Origin of the sequence: Epilithonimonas bovis DSM 19482, assembly GCF_900108115.1 — a bacterium.
GTDB lineage: Bacteria > Bacteroidota > Bacteroidia > Flavobacteriales > Weeksellaceae > Epilithonimonas > Epilithonimonas bovis.
Genome location: NZ_FTPU01000015.1, coordinates 42,115 through 56,576 on the forward strand (window position 1 = coordinate 42,115; position 14,462 = coordinate 56,576).

14 protein-coding genes are annotated in these 14,462 nt (G+C 40.5%); 10 read left to right on the forward strand and 4 right to left on the reverse strand.

The window, feature by feature from the left end:
• Window positions 1-15: 15 nt before the first annotated feature.
• From B0B05_RS08195 to B0B05_RS17100, 10 genes are all read left to right on the forward strand, one after another.
• Entirely contained in the window at window positions 16-1,044 is a 1,029-nt protein-coding gene (locus tag B0B05_RS08195) for an NADH-quinone oxidoreductase subunit G (protein WP_076783178.1), read from the forward strand.
• 41 nt (window positions 1,045-1,085) lie between these two features.
• Complete coding sequence (gene nuoH / locus B0B05_RS08200; protein ID WP_076783179.1) at window positions 1,086-2,150, forward strand: NADH-quinone oxidoreductase subunit NuoH; 1,065 nt, start codon at window positions 1,086-1,088, stop codon at window positions 2,148-2,150.
• Window positions 2,151-2,284: 134 nt separating this feature from the next.
• A complete protein-coding gene (locus B0B05_RS08205) occupies window positions 2,285-2,842 on the forward strand; it encodes a NuoI/complex I 23 kDa subunit family protein (RefSeq protein ID WP_076783180.1) in 558 nt (185 codons plus the stop codon).
• A complete protein-coding gene (locus tag B0B05_RS08210) occupies window positions 2,842-3,339 on the forward strand; it encodes an NADH-quinone oxidoreductase subunit J family protein (RefSeq protein WP_076783181.1) in 498 nt (165 codons plus the stop codon). Before B0B05_RS08205 ends, B0B05_RS08210 begins: the two co-directional genes overlap by 1 nt.
• 4 nt (window positions 3,340-3,343) lie before the next feature.
• Window positions 3,344-3,673, forward strand: coding sequence for an NADH-quinone oxidoreductase subunit NuoK (gene nuoK / locus B0B05_RS08215; RefSeq protein WP_076783214.1), 330 nt, complete (start codon window positions 3,344-3,346; stop codon window positions 3,671-3,673).
• Window positions 3,674-3,680: 7 nt separating this feature from the next.
• Window positions 3,681-5,576: an NADH-quinone oxidoreductase subunit L gene (gene nuoL, locus B0B05_RS08220; RefSeq protein WP_076783182.1), complete on the forward strand. Its 1,896-nt coding sequence runs from the start codon at window positions 3,681-3,683 to the stop codon at window positions 5,574-5,576.
• Window positions 5,576-7,069 (forward strand): complex I subunit 4 family protein, encoded by a 1,494-nt coding sequence (locus B0B05_RS08225; protein ID WP_076783183.1) that lies wholly within the window; start codon window positions 5,576-5,578, stop codon window positions 7,067-7,069. The genes nuoL and B0B05_RS08225 overlap by 1 nt, the downstream gene beginning before the upstream one ends.
• 100 nt (window positions 7,070-7,169) lie before the next feature.
• The gene (locus B0B05_RS08230) at window positions 7,170-8,561 is read left to right on the forward strand and encodes an NADH-quinone oxidoreductase subunit N (RefSeq protein ID WP_076783184.1); all 1,392 of its coding nucleotides are present in this window, start codon (window positions 7,170-7,172) and stop codon (window positions 8,559-8,561) included.
• A 430-nt stretch (window positions 8,562-8,991) separates the two neighbouring features.
• Entirely contained in the window at window positions 8,992-9,996 is a 1,005-nt protein-coding gene (locus B0B05_RS17095) for a CocE/NonD family hydrolase (protein WP_317044122.1), read from the forward strand.
• Window positions 9,962-10,861, forward strand: coding sequence for a CocE/NonD family hydrolase (locus B0B05_RS17100; protein ID WP_317044123.1), 900 nt, complete (start codon window positions 9,962-9,964; stop codon window positions 10,859-10,861). The genes B0B05_RS17095 and B0B05_RS17100 overlap by 35 nt, the downstream gene beginning before the upstream one ends.
• A 50-nt stretch (window positions 10,862-10,911) precedes the next feature.
• Here B0B05_RS17100 and B0B05_RS08245 read toward each other — a convergent pair whose 3' ends face one another.
• The 4 genes from B0B05_RS08245 to B0B05_RS08260 form a co-directional block, all read right to left on the reverse strand.
• Window positions 10,912-12,192 carry a DEAD/DEAH box helicase gene (locus tag B0B05_RS08245; protein WP_076783186.1) on the reverse strand — a complete coding sequence of 427 codons (1,281 nt, stop codon included), beginning with the start codon at window positions 12,190-12,192 and terminating at the stop codon, window positions 10,912-10,914.
• 85 nt (window positions 12,193-12,277) lie between these two features.
• Window positions 12,278-12,763 (reverse strand): DUF6438 domain-containing protein, encoded by a 486-nt coding sequence (locus B0B05_RS08250; protein WP_076783187.1) that lies wholly within the window; start codon window positions 12,761-12,763, stop codon window positions 12,278-12,280.
• 37 nt (window positions 12,764-12,800) lie between these two features.
• Entirely contained in the window at window positions 12,801-13,784 is a 984-nt protein-coding gene (gene obgE, locus B0B05_RS08255; RefSeq protein WP_076783188.1) for a GTPase ObgE, read from the reverse strand.
• A gap of 78 nt (window positions 13,785-13,862) precedes the next feature.
• Complete coding sequence (locus tag B0B05_RS08260) at window positions 13,863-14,444, reverse strand: adenylate kinase (protein WP_076783189.1); 582 nt, start codon at window positions 14,442-14,444, stop codon at window positions 13,863-13,865.
• Between the last annotated feature and the right edge of the window lie 18 nt (window positions 14,445-14,462).

Here is a 14,462-nt window from a genome sequence, read left to right on the forward strand (position 1 = left end):
CGAAAAGCATAAGATATGAGCGAAGAAGTTAAAAAATTTAAAATCACAATAGACGGACAAACAACCGAGGTTTTGCCCGGCACTTCTATCCTGGAGGCCGCGAGACAAATCGGTGGAAAATCTGTACCTCCGGCGATGTGCTACTACAGCAAACTGGAAACCAGTGGCGGTAGATGCAGAACATGTCTTGTAGAAGTATCCAAAGGTTCCGAGGCAGACCCGCGACCAATGCCAAAATTGGTTGCCAGCTGCAGAACAGGCGTGATGGATGGGATGGAAGTCAAAAACCTGACCTCCGAAAAAGCACAGGAAGGCCGAAAAGCGGTAACCGAATTTCTTTTGATCAATCACCCTTTAGATTGCCCTGTATGTGATCAGGCAGGAGAATGCCATCTTCAGGACTTGGGTTATTTGCATGGTGTAGAAAATACAAGGACAGAATTCGAGAGACAAACCTTTGATGCAGATGACATTGGCCCTAACATCAAGTTGAATATGAACCGTTGCATCCTTTGCGCAAGATGTGTATTGGCTGCTAATCAGTTAACTGAGAAAAGAGAACACGGGATTCTTTTCCGTGGTGATCATGCAGAAATTTCTACCTATCTTAACAAAGCTTTGGACAATGACTTTATTGGTAATGTCATCGATGTGTGTCCTGTAGGCGCTCTAACAGACAGAACTGCCAGATTTGCCAGCAGAGTGTGGTTTACAAAACCTTACAACGCCACTTGCAAATGTGAAAAATGCAGCGGAAAAGCGGTGCTTTGGATGAAAGGCGATGAAGTAATCCGTGTGACAGCCAGAAAAGACCAGTACGGCGAAGTTGAGGAATGGATTTGTGACGATTGCCGTTTCCACAAAAAAGATTTGAAATTCTGGAATTTAGAAGAACCTCGACATCTTGACAGACATTCTGTAATATCTCTTAACCATTACGAGAAAAAAACTGATAGTTACGATGTTCTGGATAATCCTGAAGCTAAAGAAATTGGCTCTTCAGACGAAAAAGAAATTGAAAAATTAGATAATGAGATGATTTGATAATAGGGATTACCTCGTTTGTCAAATTGAAATAAATTGATATGGAATTACTGACTTTTAAAATCATATTAGTATTAGCTCTTTTCCTGCTGGCGCTTACCGTTGCTGCCTACTCTACCTGGGCAGAGAGAAAAGTGGCATCCATCATGCAGGATAGGATTGGGCCAAACAGAGCCGGGCCTTTTGGTCTCTTACAGCCGTTAGCTGATGGTGGTAAATTTTTCTTCAAAGAGGATTTTACACCGGCTAATGCAGAGAAGTTTTTATTTATCCTCGGCCCGTCACTGGTGATGTTTATTTCACTGATTACAGGAGCCGTTATCCCTTGGGGTAAAAGCCTTAACATTGGCGGAACTTCTTTTGATCTTCAGGTTGCTAATATAGATGTTGGTGTTCTGTATATCATTGGGATGGCTTCTATCGGCGTTTACGGGATTATGATCGGAGGCTGGGCTTCTAATAATAAATATTCATTGTTAGGAGCTATCAGAGCGTCTTCCCAGATGATTTCTTATGAGTTGGCAATGGGCTTGGCTTTGTTATCAATAATTATGATGTCAGGAAGCCTGGATCTCAAAGCAATTACTGAAGCACAATCCGGAGGGAAAATTTGGGGTTTTATCCCGGCTATTTCCGGTATCAATTGGAATATCCTTTACCAGCCGTTGGCATTCTTGATATTTTTTGTTGCAGCTTTGGCAGAAACCAACCGTCACCCATTTGATTTACCGGAATGTGAATCTGAACTGGTAACCGGTTATTCTACCGAATATTCCTCAATGAAACTGGGATTGTACATGTTTGGAGAATATGTTAACATGTTTATTTCCAATGCATTCATCGTGGTTCTTTTCTTTGGCGGATATAATTATCCCGGCATCGATTGGGTCACCAACCATTGGGGAGAAAATGCGGCCGGAATATTAAGTATCGTTGCATTTTTGGCTAAAACAGTAATAGGGATCCTGATCTTTATGTGGATCAGATGGACATTACCAAGATTCAGATATGATCAGTTGATGCACTTGGGTTGGAAAACACTGATTCCATTAGCATTGGTAAATCTAATCGTAACAGGTGCTGTGATTTTGGCATTTGGAAATTAAAAAAATTGTCCGAAGCCAGATGACGGAAGTCAGAAGATTTGATTCGGAAACAATTCAAAATTTAAAATAAAATATACATAAAGTGTGAAACATCGGACATCCAGCTTCCGACTTCAGACCAAAAAAATATAAAAATGAAACTTACTAACAGATCAAAAGTTGTTTCTAATAAAGAAATGACCATTGCAGAAAAGATCTACCTGCCGGCGATCTTCAAAGGGATGGGCATTACCTTTAAGCATGCTGTAAGAACAGTTATAAAAGGGGCTCCTGCAGTGTATTCTTATCCTGAGGTTCAGAAACCACGTGCCAAAGTTTGGCGTGGGCAACACGTTTTGAAAAGAGATGAGGAAGGCAGAGAAAGATGTACTGCTTGCGGGCTTTGCGCTGTTGCATGCCCTGCAGAAGCCATTACAATGACCGCTGCAGAAAGAACCAAAGACCAAAAAGATCTTTACCGCGAAGAGAAATATGCTGAGATCTATGAGATTAATATGTTGAGATGCATCTTCTGCGGTATGTGTGAAGAAGCCTGCCCAAAATCGGCCATCTATCTTACAGACAGATTGGTAGATGTGCAAACCAACAGAGGTTCTTTCATCTACGGGAAAGATAAATTGGTAGAAAAAATTAATGAAAGGATTGATATTACTTCCAGACAATCTGAAAAACAAAAAAATGCAGTAAAATAATGGATCAGTTTTTATTTTTCTTAATCGCATTTTTGGCTGTTGCAAGTGCTGTTTATTTTGTATTTGCCAGAAATCCTTTATACGCCATTCTTTCTCTCATTGTTACCATGTTCTCTATTGCCGCGATGTATGTGCTTCTCAATGCGCAGTTTTTGGGCATCGTTCAGATCATTGTTTACACAGGTGCCATCATGGTATTATTCCTTTACATTTTGATGATGCTGAATCTTAATAAAGAAGACGAGAGCAAAAAAGCGAACCTTCCTAAGTTTATCGGTATTTTTTCTGTGTGCATTTTATTTGTGGGAATGCTGGGCGCTTACAAGGGCCTTAGCGGGAAAACAACTGCAGCAGCAGGTATCGATCATTCTGTAGGTCTTACCAAAAACCTGGGAAGATTATTGTTTAACGAATATGTATTGCCGTTTGAACTGGCTTCTATCCTTATTTTAGCAGGGATTGTAGGTGCGGTTCTTATTGGTAAAAAAGATTTATAAGATTATGGGAGAAGTTAATACATTAATACAGCAGGTACCTCTGGAATATTTTATTATCCTGAGTACACTACTGTTTTGCCTGGGTGTTTTGGGCGTTTTGATCCGCAAAAATGCCATCGTCATCTTAGGATGTGTAGAATTGATGCTTAATTCGGTAAATCTTTTATTAGCAGCATTCTCTGCTTACAAAGGTGATGGCAACGGACAGCTTTTGGTATTCTTCATCATGGTGGTTGCAGCTGCAGAAGTTGCTGTAGGACTGGCGATTATCGCAATGATGTACAGAAATACAAGATCTGTGGACGTAAGTATTTTTAATAAATTAAGAGGATAAGAAAGGAATGGAAAATTTAGTTTACGCAATTGTACTTCTACCTTTAGCCGGCTTCATCATCAACGGGCTTTTTGGGAAAAACCTTCCTAAAGCTTTGGTTGGCGGATTGGCAACATTGGTAGTTTTCGCTTCGTTTGTTATCACAACAAGTATATTTTTCGGATTCAAAAATGACAGCGCGCCTGTCGTTGTAAAAGCTTTTGAATGGTTCCGGGTGAATGGCATCCAGGTTAATTTTGGATTCCAGATCGATCAGTTATCTCTGATGATGGTGATGATCATTACCGGTATCGGATCGTTGATCCACCTTTACTCTATGGGTTATATGAGCCATGACAAAGGTTATTACAAGTTTTTTACTTACCTGAATCTCTTCATCTTCTCGATGTTGCTTTTGGTTTTAGGAAGCAATTACCTAATCCTTTTTATCGGATGGGAAGGTGTAGGCCTTTGTTCTTACCTGTTAATCGGATTTTGGTATACCAACGAAGATTACGGGAAAGCGGCCAGAAAAGCCTTTATTATGAACCGTATTGGTGACCTTGGTTTGCTGATTGGTATTTTTGCCATCGCCTCTCAGGTCAACGCTGTCGATTATCTTAGCGTCGCTGAAAATTCTTCAAAATTCGCTTTGGATAGCAGCGTTATTATTTTTATAACCGTTAGTTTATTTATTGGGGCAGTTGGTAAATCAGCGCAGATCCCATTATTCACCTGGTTGCCTGACGCTATGGCTGGCCCAACGCCGGTTTCCGCTTTGATACACGCCGCAACCATGGTAACTGCCGGAGTTTATCTGGTAGTAAGAAGCAATTTCTTGTTCTCTTTGGCGCCATCTACACTCAACCTGATCTTATTCATAGGACTTGCAACAGCTTTGGTTGCAGCATTTATTGGTCTTAGACAAAATGATATCAAGAAAGTCCTGGCCTACTCTACTGTTTCTCAGTTAGGATTTATGTTTATCGCTTTGGGAGCGGGTGCTTACACAACAGGGATGTTCCACGTTATGACGCACGCTTTTTTCAAGGCATTATTGTTCTTGGGAGCAGGTTCTGTAATCCATGCCATGAGTGGTGAGCAGGATATGCGTTTTATGGGCGGACTCAGAAAAAAAATACCGGTAACTTACTGGACTTTCCTCATTGGAACACTGGCAATTACTGGTATCCCACCATTGTCCGGGATGATTTCTAAAGACGAAATCCTGACACATATTTACGCAAAAAGCCCGGTTCTCTGGGGATTGACATTATTCAGTGCTGCATTAACGGCGATCTATATGTTCCGGTTATTGTTCCTGACTTTCTTTGGAGAATTCAGAGGAACCGAAGAGCAAAAGCATCATGTACACGAGAGCCCTGCGGTAATGACTTTACCATTGATTATATTAGCAATTCTCTCTGTGGTAGGTGGTTTTATAAACCTGCCGCACTTTATCGGGCATGGCCATTATCAGAAACTGGCGCAGTGGCTAAAACCGATTTATGTATATGATATCGAGACACCGGAGATCCCTTTTGCTACAGAAATGATTCTTTTAGCGATAACTATCATTATGGTTGTAGTCATTTTCTTTGTTGTGAAAGCGATATACGTTACCAAAAAGAAACAGGCTCTGCCGGAAGGAAAATACACAGGCTGGGAAAAATTATCATCCCGCAAATTATTTATCGATGAGATTTATAATGCCATGATTGTAAGACCATTCGAAGAAGCTGGTAAAGCCGCTGCTATGTTTGATAAAGCCGTTCTGGATCCTATTGTTAATTTCATCGGATTAGGTGCTCAGGACTCTGGCAGAGCAGCGAAACGTCTCCAAAACGGGAACGTGGAAAACTATGTGCTGATTATGTCGTTAGCCATAGGAATTGTATTGATTGTTAACTTTATACTGAAATAATGTCTTGTTTACTATTCACATTATTACTTTTACCTCTTGTAGGTGCGGGTTTGTTGTTTTTCTGGAAAAATGCCTCCAGTAAATATATTGCACTGGCTTTTGCCCTTGCACAGATGTTTTTGGCTTTCTACATGCTGGGGAATTTTGATTTTAACCCAACCGTAGACGCGCCATTGCAATATGAGATCACTTATCCATGGTCCAGCTATATCAAAAGTAATCTCAATTTTGGAGTAGACGGCATGAGTATGCTGATGGTCCTGTTAACCAACATCCTGGTTCCACTGATTGTTTTATCATCATTTAATGATAAAAAAGGTTTCCCAAATTCTTTCTATGCCTTAATATTATTAATGCAATTTGGATTATTGGGCGTTTTCACGGCATTAGACGGATTATTATTCTACATTTTCTGGGAAATCACACTGATACCAATCTGGTTTATCGCCGGGCTTTGGGGTGAGGAAGATAAACGGCTTAAGTTTACAACCAAGTTCTTTGTATACACCTTCGTAGGATCCTTGTTTATGTTGATAGGCCTAATCTATGTCTACAATCATTCAGCATCATTTGCATTGACGGATCTGTACAACGCAGACCTTAATGTTAACGAACAGACAGTAGTATTCTGGTTTATTTTCTTTGCATTTGCAGTTAAATTGCCGGTTTTCCCTTTCCACACATGGCAGCCGGACACTTATACCTATTCACCAACTCAGGGATCGATGCTGTTATCAGGAATCATGCTGAAAATGGCTGTGTACGGCGTACTGAGATACCTGTTACCAATTACACCTTTGGCTATTGGCGGCATATCTGGTGAGATCGTCATTATTCTTTCCGTCATCGGAATTATTTATGGTGCTTTGATCGCAATGATCTCTACCGACAGCAAACGTCTCATTGCTTATTCTTCTCTGTCCCACGTTGGGCTGATTGTAGCGGGGATTTTCTCTTCGGCAGTCGTCACTATGCGTGTAGGATTGGATTTTGAAGGTGCACAGGGCGCAATGATACAGAGTTTTGCACACGGGATCAATGTTGTAGGACTTTTCTATTGTGCTGATATTCTTTACAGAAGGTTCAAAACCAGAGATATCAGAAAAATGGGTGGCTTGGCAAAAGTAGCACCTAAGTTTGCTGTACTGTTTATGATTATCATGCTGGGTGCAACCGGTGTCCCATTAACGAATGGTTTTATTGGCGAATTTATCTTATTGAAATCGGTATTCACTTACAATAATCTGATGGCCGTCTTGGGAGGGTTAACATTAATCCTCTGTGCTGCCTATATGCTTAGATTTTACGGTAAAGCTATGTTTGGGAAAGGTGACGATGCTATCTTGGCCACTACAAAAGACATTAGCTCTGTAGAATTTTCTGTATTGGCAAGTTTGGCAGTATTTGTCATTGTATTGGGAGTGTATCCACAACCGGTTATCGAGATGGTGACAAGCTCTGTACGATTTATTTATTCATCAATGATTAACTAACTGAAATAATTGATCAGTTAAAATTTAGAAAATTAAAAATTGGAAAGAGAGTGGAAATTGGGAATCTCAAATTTCTAACCTCAAATCTTAAACATATATTATGAATGTTTTAATAATTTTATTCCTTACGGCAATTCTTGTATTATTCTCCGGTGTTTTTGAGAAAGGAAAATATGCAAGATATATCGGGATTTTGGGATTAATCATTGGTTTGTACTTCAGCTTTTTACCCGATTGCGATTTTTTTGCCCAATACAAATCGATGTATGACTACGGTTATAATGCGGCGTTATTTACAAAAATTTCGGTTGTCGTTACCTTATTGCTTTTCTTTTTGGGAGGATTTGCATTCAGCAACCACAGGAGTCATCAGTCCGAGCTTTACGCATTGCTTTTATTTGCGCTTTGTGGCGGGATCGTGCTTTTCGGGTTTCAAAATTTGGTAACATTATTCATAGGTATTGAGATCCTGTCTATTCCTTTATACGTGATGGCAGGTGCCAACAAAACAGATCTGCGCTCTACAGAAGCCTCTATGAAGTATTTTCTGATGGGAGCTTTCGCAACAGGGTTTCTTTTATTTGGTGTAGCATTGGTCTATGGCAGCGCCGGAAGTTTTGATCTGTATACCATCCATGATTTTGCCATTAACAATCCAAAAAATCTAATGCTGATTATGGGAGCTATCCTGATGCTGGCCGCATTGGCCTTCAAAGTATCATTGGCACCATTCCACATGTGGAGTCCCGATGTATATCAGGGCGCACCATCGCTCATCACTGCTTTTATGGCATCGGTGGTTAAGATTTCAGGATTTTTCGCATTATTTAGATTGATGACGATTGGCTTTGGCGGCATCGCCGGCGACTGGATTAATATTTTAGGTGTTTTCATCATCCTCACTTTACTTCTAGCCAATGTAATGGGACTTGTGCAAAGCAATGCCAAAAGGATGCTCGCCTACTCCTCTGTATCGCACGCTGGTTATATTGCGTTGATATTTTTTGGTCTTAATAGTTTTTCAACTTACATCTTAGGGTTTTATCTTTTCGCATATTCTTTAGCAACTGTTGGGGTTTTCATCAGTTTGATCTATGTAGAAAAAATCAAGAGAGAAACCTCTTTTACCGCTTTCAACGGTTTGGGGAAAAAAGAACCGGTGCTGGCTGTGGTATCCAGTATCTCGATGCTGTCTATGGCAGGGATTCCTTTAACAGCAGGTTTTATCGGGAAGTTAGGCCTCTTCAACCAGGTCATTGCAACCGGTAATGGCCGCGAGCAGTTTTTGGTAGTCGTAGCGGTTTTAGGCTCTGCACTCAGCATCGCTTACTATCTAAAACTGATTGTTGCTATGTTCTTCTACAAAGAAGACAGCTTCAACGTCAAAGAAAAAGCGAGCATTACTTATAATATTGTTTCTGTGGTAATCATCGTTGCATTGGTGTCTATGGGTATTGTCCCAGATCTATTCGCCAGGATCTTTGGATTATAACAATCGGAACAATTTTCAACAATACAAATTAAACCTGATTCTCTTGAGTCAGGTTTTTTTATGTTATGTTTTATTTGGGCGCCTGTATCCGTCTCCAGTTCCCGCTCTTTTTGCTCGGCAAGGCCTCTCGCAAAAAGGAGCTCCACTTCCGCCGGGGCGCAGCTTGGCAATGTCAGACGCTTACATTACCAGTATTTAGCCAATAATCAGTTTGAATATCCCCTATCACTGGCGGTTTACAAATTTGTGCAGCATATTTTAGTTGATGCTTGGCCTGAAATAGCTATGCGGACTCTGACACAGACAGCAATTCAAAAATTTTTCAGGATTTATATATAAATCTACATGATTCCTAAAAATTCAGATTCAAAAGAATTAATATGCTTAATTACTTCAAAAAATCTTATTTTTATATAAATTTTTGATTTCAATGAAAAAACTATTCCTGTTCTGTTGCCTCATCAGTTTTACATTCAGCTTAGCACAGGCCAATCCGGTGGAAGAAAACTACACCAAAAAAGAAGTTTATATCCCGATGCGGGACGGTACCAAACTCTTTACTATTATTTATATCCCAAAAGACATTTCCAAAAATAACAAGTATCCCTTCATTATGAACAGGACTTGTTACAGTATTGCACCGTATGGTGAAACCAATTTCAGGAAAAAACTGAACCCCAACAAATTCATCGAAAAAGAAAAATATATTTTCGTTTTTCAGGATGTGCGCGGCCGCTATATGAGCGAAGGGACCTTTACCAATATGACACCGCAGGTGGATCATAAAACCAAAAAAGATATTGATGAAAGCACAGATACCTACGATACTGTAGACTGGCTGGTGAAAAATGTGGAGAATAACAACGGTAAAGTGGGACAATACGGGACATCCTATCCCGGATTCTACACTGCTGTAGGCACATTGGCCAATCACCCTGCCTTGGTAGCATCATCTCCACAGGCGCCAATCTCGGATTTCTGGTATGATGATTTTCACCACAACGGCGCTTTCCTTATGGGTTACTTCAAGACCTTCCCTGTTTTCGGCATCCAAAAAACCAAAGCTGAAAAAGAAAGCTGGTTTGCAGACAAAATGATCAAATCAACGTCGGAAGACGGTTATCTGTTTTACGAAAATATGGGAACGCTGAAAAATGGTGTAGACCAATATTACAAAGACAACTTCTTTATGCAGGAAATCGTAAGCCACCCTAATTACGATGACTTTTGGCAAAAAAGGAACCTTCTGCCACACCTCAAAAATATCAACCACGCAGTGATGACCGTGGGTGGCTGGTTTGATGCAGAAGATCTCCGAGGCCCGTTAGCCATTTACAAAACCATAGAAAAAACAAGCCCAAAGGCGAAAAACAAGCCCAAAGGCGAAAAACACTATTGTAATGGGGCCTTTTTCTCACGGTGGATGGAATTATGACAGCGGAAAACATTTTCATAATGATATCTATTTTGGAGACAGTATTGCCACATTTTATCAGAGAAATATAGAGCAGCCATTTTTTCATCATTACCTGAAAGAAAATTCTAAAACTGCAGCTAAACTTCCCGAAGCATATATGTTTGATACCGGTAAAAAAGCATGGGAACGGTTTGACAACTGGCCGCCAAAACCAATACAAAAACAATCTTTTTATCTGGCTGCCAATGGCAAACTAGAGTCTAAAGCCAACCCGAATACTTATTCAGAATATACTTCGGATCCTGGCAAGCCGGTTCTCAGCAGCGAAAACTACAAGGATATGAATGGTTTTACACCCAGAAACTATATGAGTGAAGATCAAAGGTTTGCAGCCTACAGGCCGGACGTCCTGACCTTTACAACAGATATCCTTGACAGTGATCTGACATTAGCCGGAGAGATTACTGCAAAATTAAAAATTCTCTCCTCCTCTACTGATGCGGACTTCATTGTAAAATTGATCGATATCTATCCTGCTGATGAAAAAGCAAACCCGGATAAACCAGGTGTGGTCTATGCCAACTACCATCAGATGGTGCGAAGCGAAATTATGCCTGCAAGGTTCCGCAACAGTTTTGAAAAACCGGAAGCGCTGACACCCAACAAAGAAACCGAAGTAGATGTGAAATTACAGGATGTACTCCACACTTTCAAAAAAGGGCATAAGGTACAGATTCAGGTCCAGAGTACTTGGTTCCCGCTCATGGCAATTAACCCACAAAAGTTTATTGAAAATCCTTATCTGGCCACAAAAGCGGATTATACCAAGGCTGAGATCAAAATCTCAGGAGAAAGCCAGATTGAGTTTGGTATCATTAAGTAGCTCCGATTGTCAGCATAAAAAAAACACAAACCCAAAGGTTTGTGTTTTTTTTATTTTCCGAAATTTTTATTCCGGATCTTTTTATAACCGGTATTTGCCGCTGGCTTTTTGCTGCCAGCCGCTGCCCTGGGCTGCGAATTGCGCGGATTGCTTCTTGGCTGCATCGGTTTATTATTGCTGTCTCTTTTTTGCTCTACAAGATTATCGGTATGATAAGGATGGTCTTTAACTACTGGTATTTTTTTACCAATCAGTTTCTCGGTATTGCGGAGATTGGCAAGATCCAATCCATCTACAAAAGAGAAGGAAGTACCTTCTGCGCCGGCCCTTCCGGTTCTCCCAATCCTGTGAACATACGTCTCGGAAACATCAGAAAGCTCATAATTTACCACATATTTCAGTTCATCTATATCAATACCTCTTGCTGCAATATCTGTTGCTACAAGGACCCTCGTTTTTTTCGATTTGAAATTATTCAGCGCATTCTGTCTGGCATTCTGAGATTTGTTGCCGTGGATCGCTTCTGCAGAAATTTTTGACTGGTGCAGTTTTCTCGCAATTTTATCGGCACCGTGTTTTGTCCTGGAAAATACCAAAACCTGATCCAGCTTTGGATCCTCCAAAAGATGAATCAACAGATCTGTCTTGTCATCTTTTTCAACAAAATAAATACTTTGCTGGATAGTATCTGCCGTAGAAGAGACTGGCGCTACTTCCACTCTTACCGGATTTACCAATATCTCCGATGCCAGCTTTGCAATTTCCTTAGGCATGGTTGCCGAGAAAAACAGGTTTTGCCTTTTCGCCGGGATTAGTTTCAGGATTCTTTTCACATCATGTACAAATCCCATATCCAGCATCCTGTCAGCCTCATCCAGAACAAAAATTTCTAAATGATGAAGCTTGATAATGCCCTGCGAAATAAAATCCAGCAAACGGCCAGGTGTGGCAATCAGAATGTCTACGCCTCTTTTAAGCTGTTGCTCTTGCTGGTGTTGTTTGACACCTCCAAAAATTACCATCGATTTAAGCTTAAGATTGGTACTGTAATCCTGAAAATTATCCTGAATTTGTATCGCTAGTTCTCTGGTTGGCGTTAAAATAAGCGCTTTTATCTGATTTCTTGAGACATCTTTATTGGTAAGATTCTGCAAAATAGGAATGGCAAATGCCGCAGTTTTCCCGGTTCCTGTCTGTGCACTTCCCAATAGGTCTTTGCCTTCTAAAATTGGCGGAATAGCTTTTTGCTGTATTGGGGTTGGCTGTTCGTAGCCTTTAGTTTTTAGTGCGTCTAATATTGGTTTTATTAAACCTAATTGTTCAAAATTCAAATGAATAAGTTTTAATTAAAATGAAAATTCCTCCCATAATCAGAAGGAATTATATTTTGCAAAGGTAGCTGAAATAAAATTAATGCTAATTAATCTTTTTCCAGTTTTGCTTTTCCTTGAGTTGGATGATATACTGGACTAATTTTACTAAATTTTCCGGCTTTTCACCTGCTGACATTGCAATATTCTTTAGGCTTCCGTCTGAGAAAAAAATGCTGAGGGATGTTCTGGATGCGTCCATAATCCTTTGATCTTCATAATTGCCCTTCAGAGATTTGACATTAGCCTGACCTGCAAGTGTCATCAGCTTATCAAAATCTTCTTTGCTTATAATTGACCTGTAAGTGCCTTCTCTCGGTTTATCTAGATCACCGCGGCCTTCACCTTTGGAGAAATTGAAATGTTCTGCTTCCAGGATTGCGGTTTTGTCGGCATTTATAATGATTTTATAAATGGGACAGAAACCAAAACACGGCCCTACTTCATATTCTATTTTAGAATATTTGGAAACCTTTGAAGAAGAGCATGACATTAAACCTGCCAACAGGATAAAACTTAGTAAATATCTCATTTTATTTTTTCTCAAAGCTCTCAATAATTATTCCGATCTATCCGTGCAATTTTTTCCAGATGGCATCTTTTAGTTCCATCAGTCCTTCGCCGGTAACGCCTGAGAAGAACAAAGGCTGCCGGTTTTCCGGGAATTCTGCCGCAATTTCTCTCTTCAGTTCATCGTCAAGCAGGTCTGATTTGGATATTGACAAGAGAAAATCCTTATCAAGAAGTTCGGGATTGTATTCTTTCAGCTCATTTTCAAGGATTTTAAATTCGTGATAATGATCCTCGGAATCTGCAGGGATTAAAAATAAAAGGATCGAGTTTCTCTCAATATGCCTTAGAAACCTGTGCCCAAGGCCTTTACCTTCTGCAGCACCTTCTATAATACCCGGGATATCCGCCATTACAAATGATTTGTAATTCCTGTAATCTACGATGCCCAAATTGGGTGTAAGGGTTGTAAAGGCATAATTGGCAATCTTAGGTTTTGCCGCAGAGACGGCTGACAACAATGTTGATTTTCCTGCATTAGGGAATCCAACCAAACCTACATCGGCCAGAATTTTTAGTTCAAAGACCACAAAGCCTTCTTCGCCGGGTAAACCGGGCTGTGCATAGCGTGGCGTCTGATTGGTAGAAGATTTAAAATGCTCATTACCCAAACCACCTTTCCCACCGTGCATGATGATGATCTCCTGGCCGTCCTCCAGAATTTCGCCCAGGACTTCGCCTTCCTCATTCCTGGCAATAGTTCCTATGGGTACTTCTATGTAAACATCTTCACCAAAAGCACCTGTCAATTGATTTTTACCACCGTTCTCACCGCGTTGCGCTTTGATATGCCTTGTGTAACGCAACGGCAAAAGTGTCCATTCATTAGCATTACCCTTCATGATAACATGACCTCCTCGCCCGCCGTCACCTCCATCAGGGCCACCTTTTGGGATATATTTTTCTCTGCGGAGATGGGCAGAGCCTGCACCGCCGTGACCGGACTGACAATGGATTTTTACGTAATCTACAAAATTGGACATAACTTTTGGTCAAGGTTTAAGGTTAAAGGTTCAAAGTTGCAACCTTGAATTTTGAACTTTGAACCCTGAATCAAAAAATTATTTTTGAATTTTTTCTACTTCTGCAAACAATTTTTCAGAAATTTCATCGATGCCTCCGACACCATTGACTTCTACATACTTGCCCTGCTGCTTATATAATTCTGCAACTTCGGCTGTTTTTGCATAATATTCTTTGATACGGTTACGGATGATCTCCTCATTAGAATCATCTGTACGTCCGCTGGTCTCGCCACGCTTTAGCAGCCTCTCTACAAGGATACTGTCTTCCACAACCAGAGAGAGGCAAATGCTGATCTCAGACTGCAGTTCTTTTTTTACAATATTTTCCAAAGCTGCTGTCTGGGCCGCTGTTCTTGGGAATCCGTCAAAGATAAAACCTGCGGCGTCGGTTGGTTTCTTCACTTCTTCTGTCAGCATATCAATGGTTACCTGATCTGGTACCAGTTCGCCCTTATCAATATAAGATTTAGCAAGCTTTCCCAGTTCTGTATCGTTTTTCATATTATACCGGAAGAGATCTCCTGTAGAAATCTGCTTCAGATTGAATTTTTCGATCAAGTGTTGTGCCTGGGTTCCTTTTCCACTTCCCGGAGGGCCAAATAGGACAATATTAATCATAATTATTTTGCTTTTGGC

Bases quoted from the DNA above. Each gene is read 5' to 3' on its own strand.
- B0B05_RS08195 (WP_076783178.1), top strand. From the start codon at position 16: ATGAGCGAAGAAGTTAAAAAATTTAAAATCACAATAGACGGACAAACA.
- nuoH (WP_076783179.1), top strand. From the start codon at position 1,086: ATGGAATTACTGACTTTTAAAATCATATTAGTATTAGCTCTTTTCCTG.
- B0B05_RS08205 (WP_076783180.1), top strand. From the start codon at position 2,285: ATGAAACTTACTAACAGATCAAAAGTTGTTTCTAATAAAGAAATGACC.
- B0B05_RS08210 (WP_076783181.1), top strand. From the start codon at position 2,842: ATGGATCAGTTTTTATTTTTCTTAATCGCATTTTTGGCTGTTGCAAGT.
- nuoK (WP_076783214.1), top strand. From the start codon at position 3,344: ATGGGAGAAGTTAATACATTAATACAGCAGGTACCTCTGGAATATTTT.
- nuoL (WP_076783182.1), top strand. From the start codon at position 3,681: ATGGAAAATTTAGTTTACGCAATTGTACTTCTACCTTTAGCCGGCTTC.
- B0B05_RS08225 (WP_076783183.1), top strand. From the start codon at position 5,576: ATGTCTTGTTTACTATTCACATTATTACTTTTACCTCTTGTAGGTGCG.
- B0B05_RS08230 (WP_076783184.1), top strand. From the start codon at position 7,170: ATGAATGTTTTAATAATTTTATTCCTTACGGCAATTCTTGTATTATTC.
- B0B05_RS17095 (WP_317044122.1), top strand. From the start codon at position 8,992: ATGAAAAAACTATTCCTGTTCTGTTGCCTCATCAGTTTTACATTCAGC.
- B0B05_RS17100 (WP_317044123.1), top strand. From the start codon at position 9,962: ATGGGGCCTTTTTCTCACGGTGGATGGAATTATGACAGCGGAAAACAT.
- B0B05_RS08250 (WP_076783187.1), bottom strand. From the start codon at position 12,763: ATGAGATATTTACTAAGTTTTATCCTGTTGGCAGGTTTAATGTCATGC.
- obgE (WP_076783188.1), bottom strand. From the start codon at position 13,784: ATGTCCAATTTTGTAGATTACGTAAAAATCCATTGTCAGTCCGGTCAC.
- B0B05_RS08260 (WP_076783189.1), bottom strand. From the start codon at position 14,444: ATGATTAATATTGTCCTATTTGGCCCTCCGGGAAGTGGAAAAGGAACC.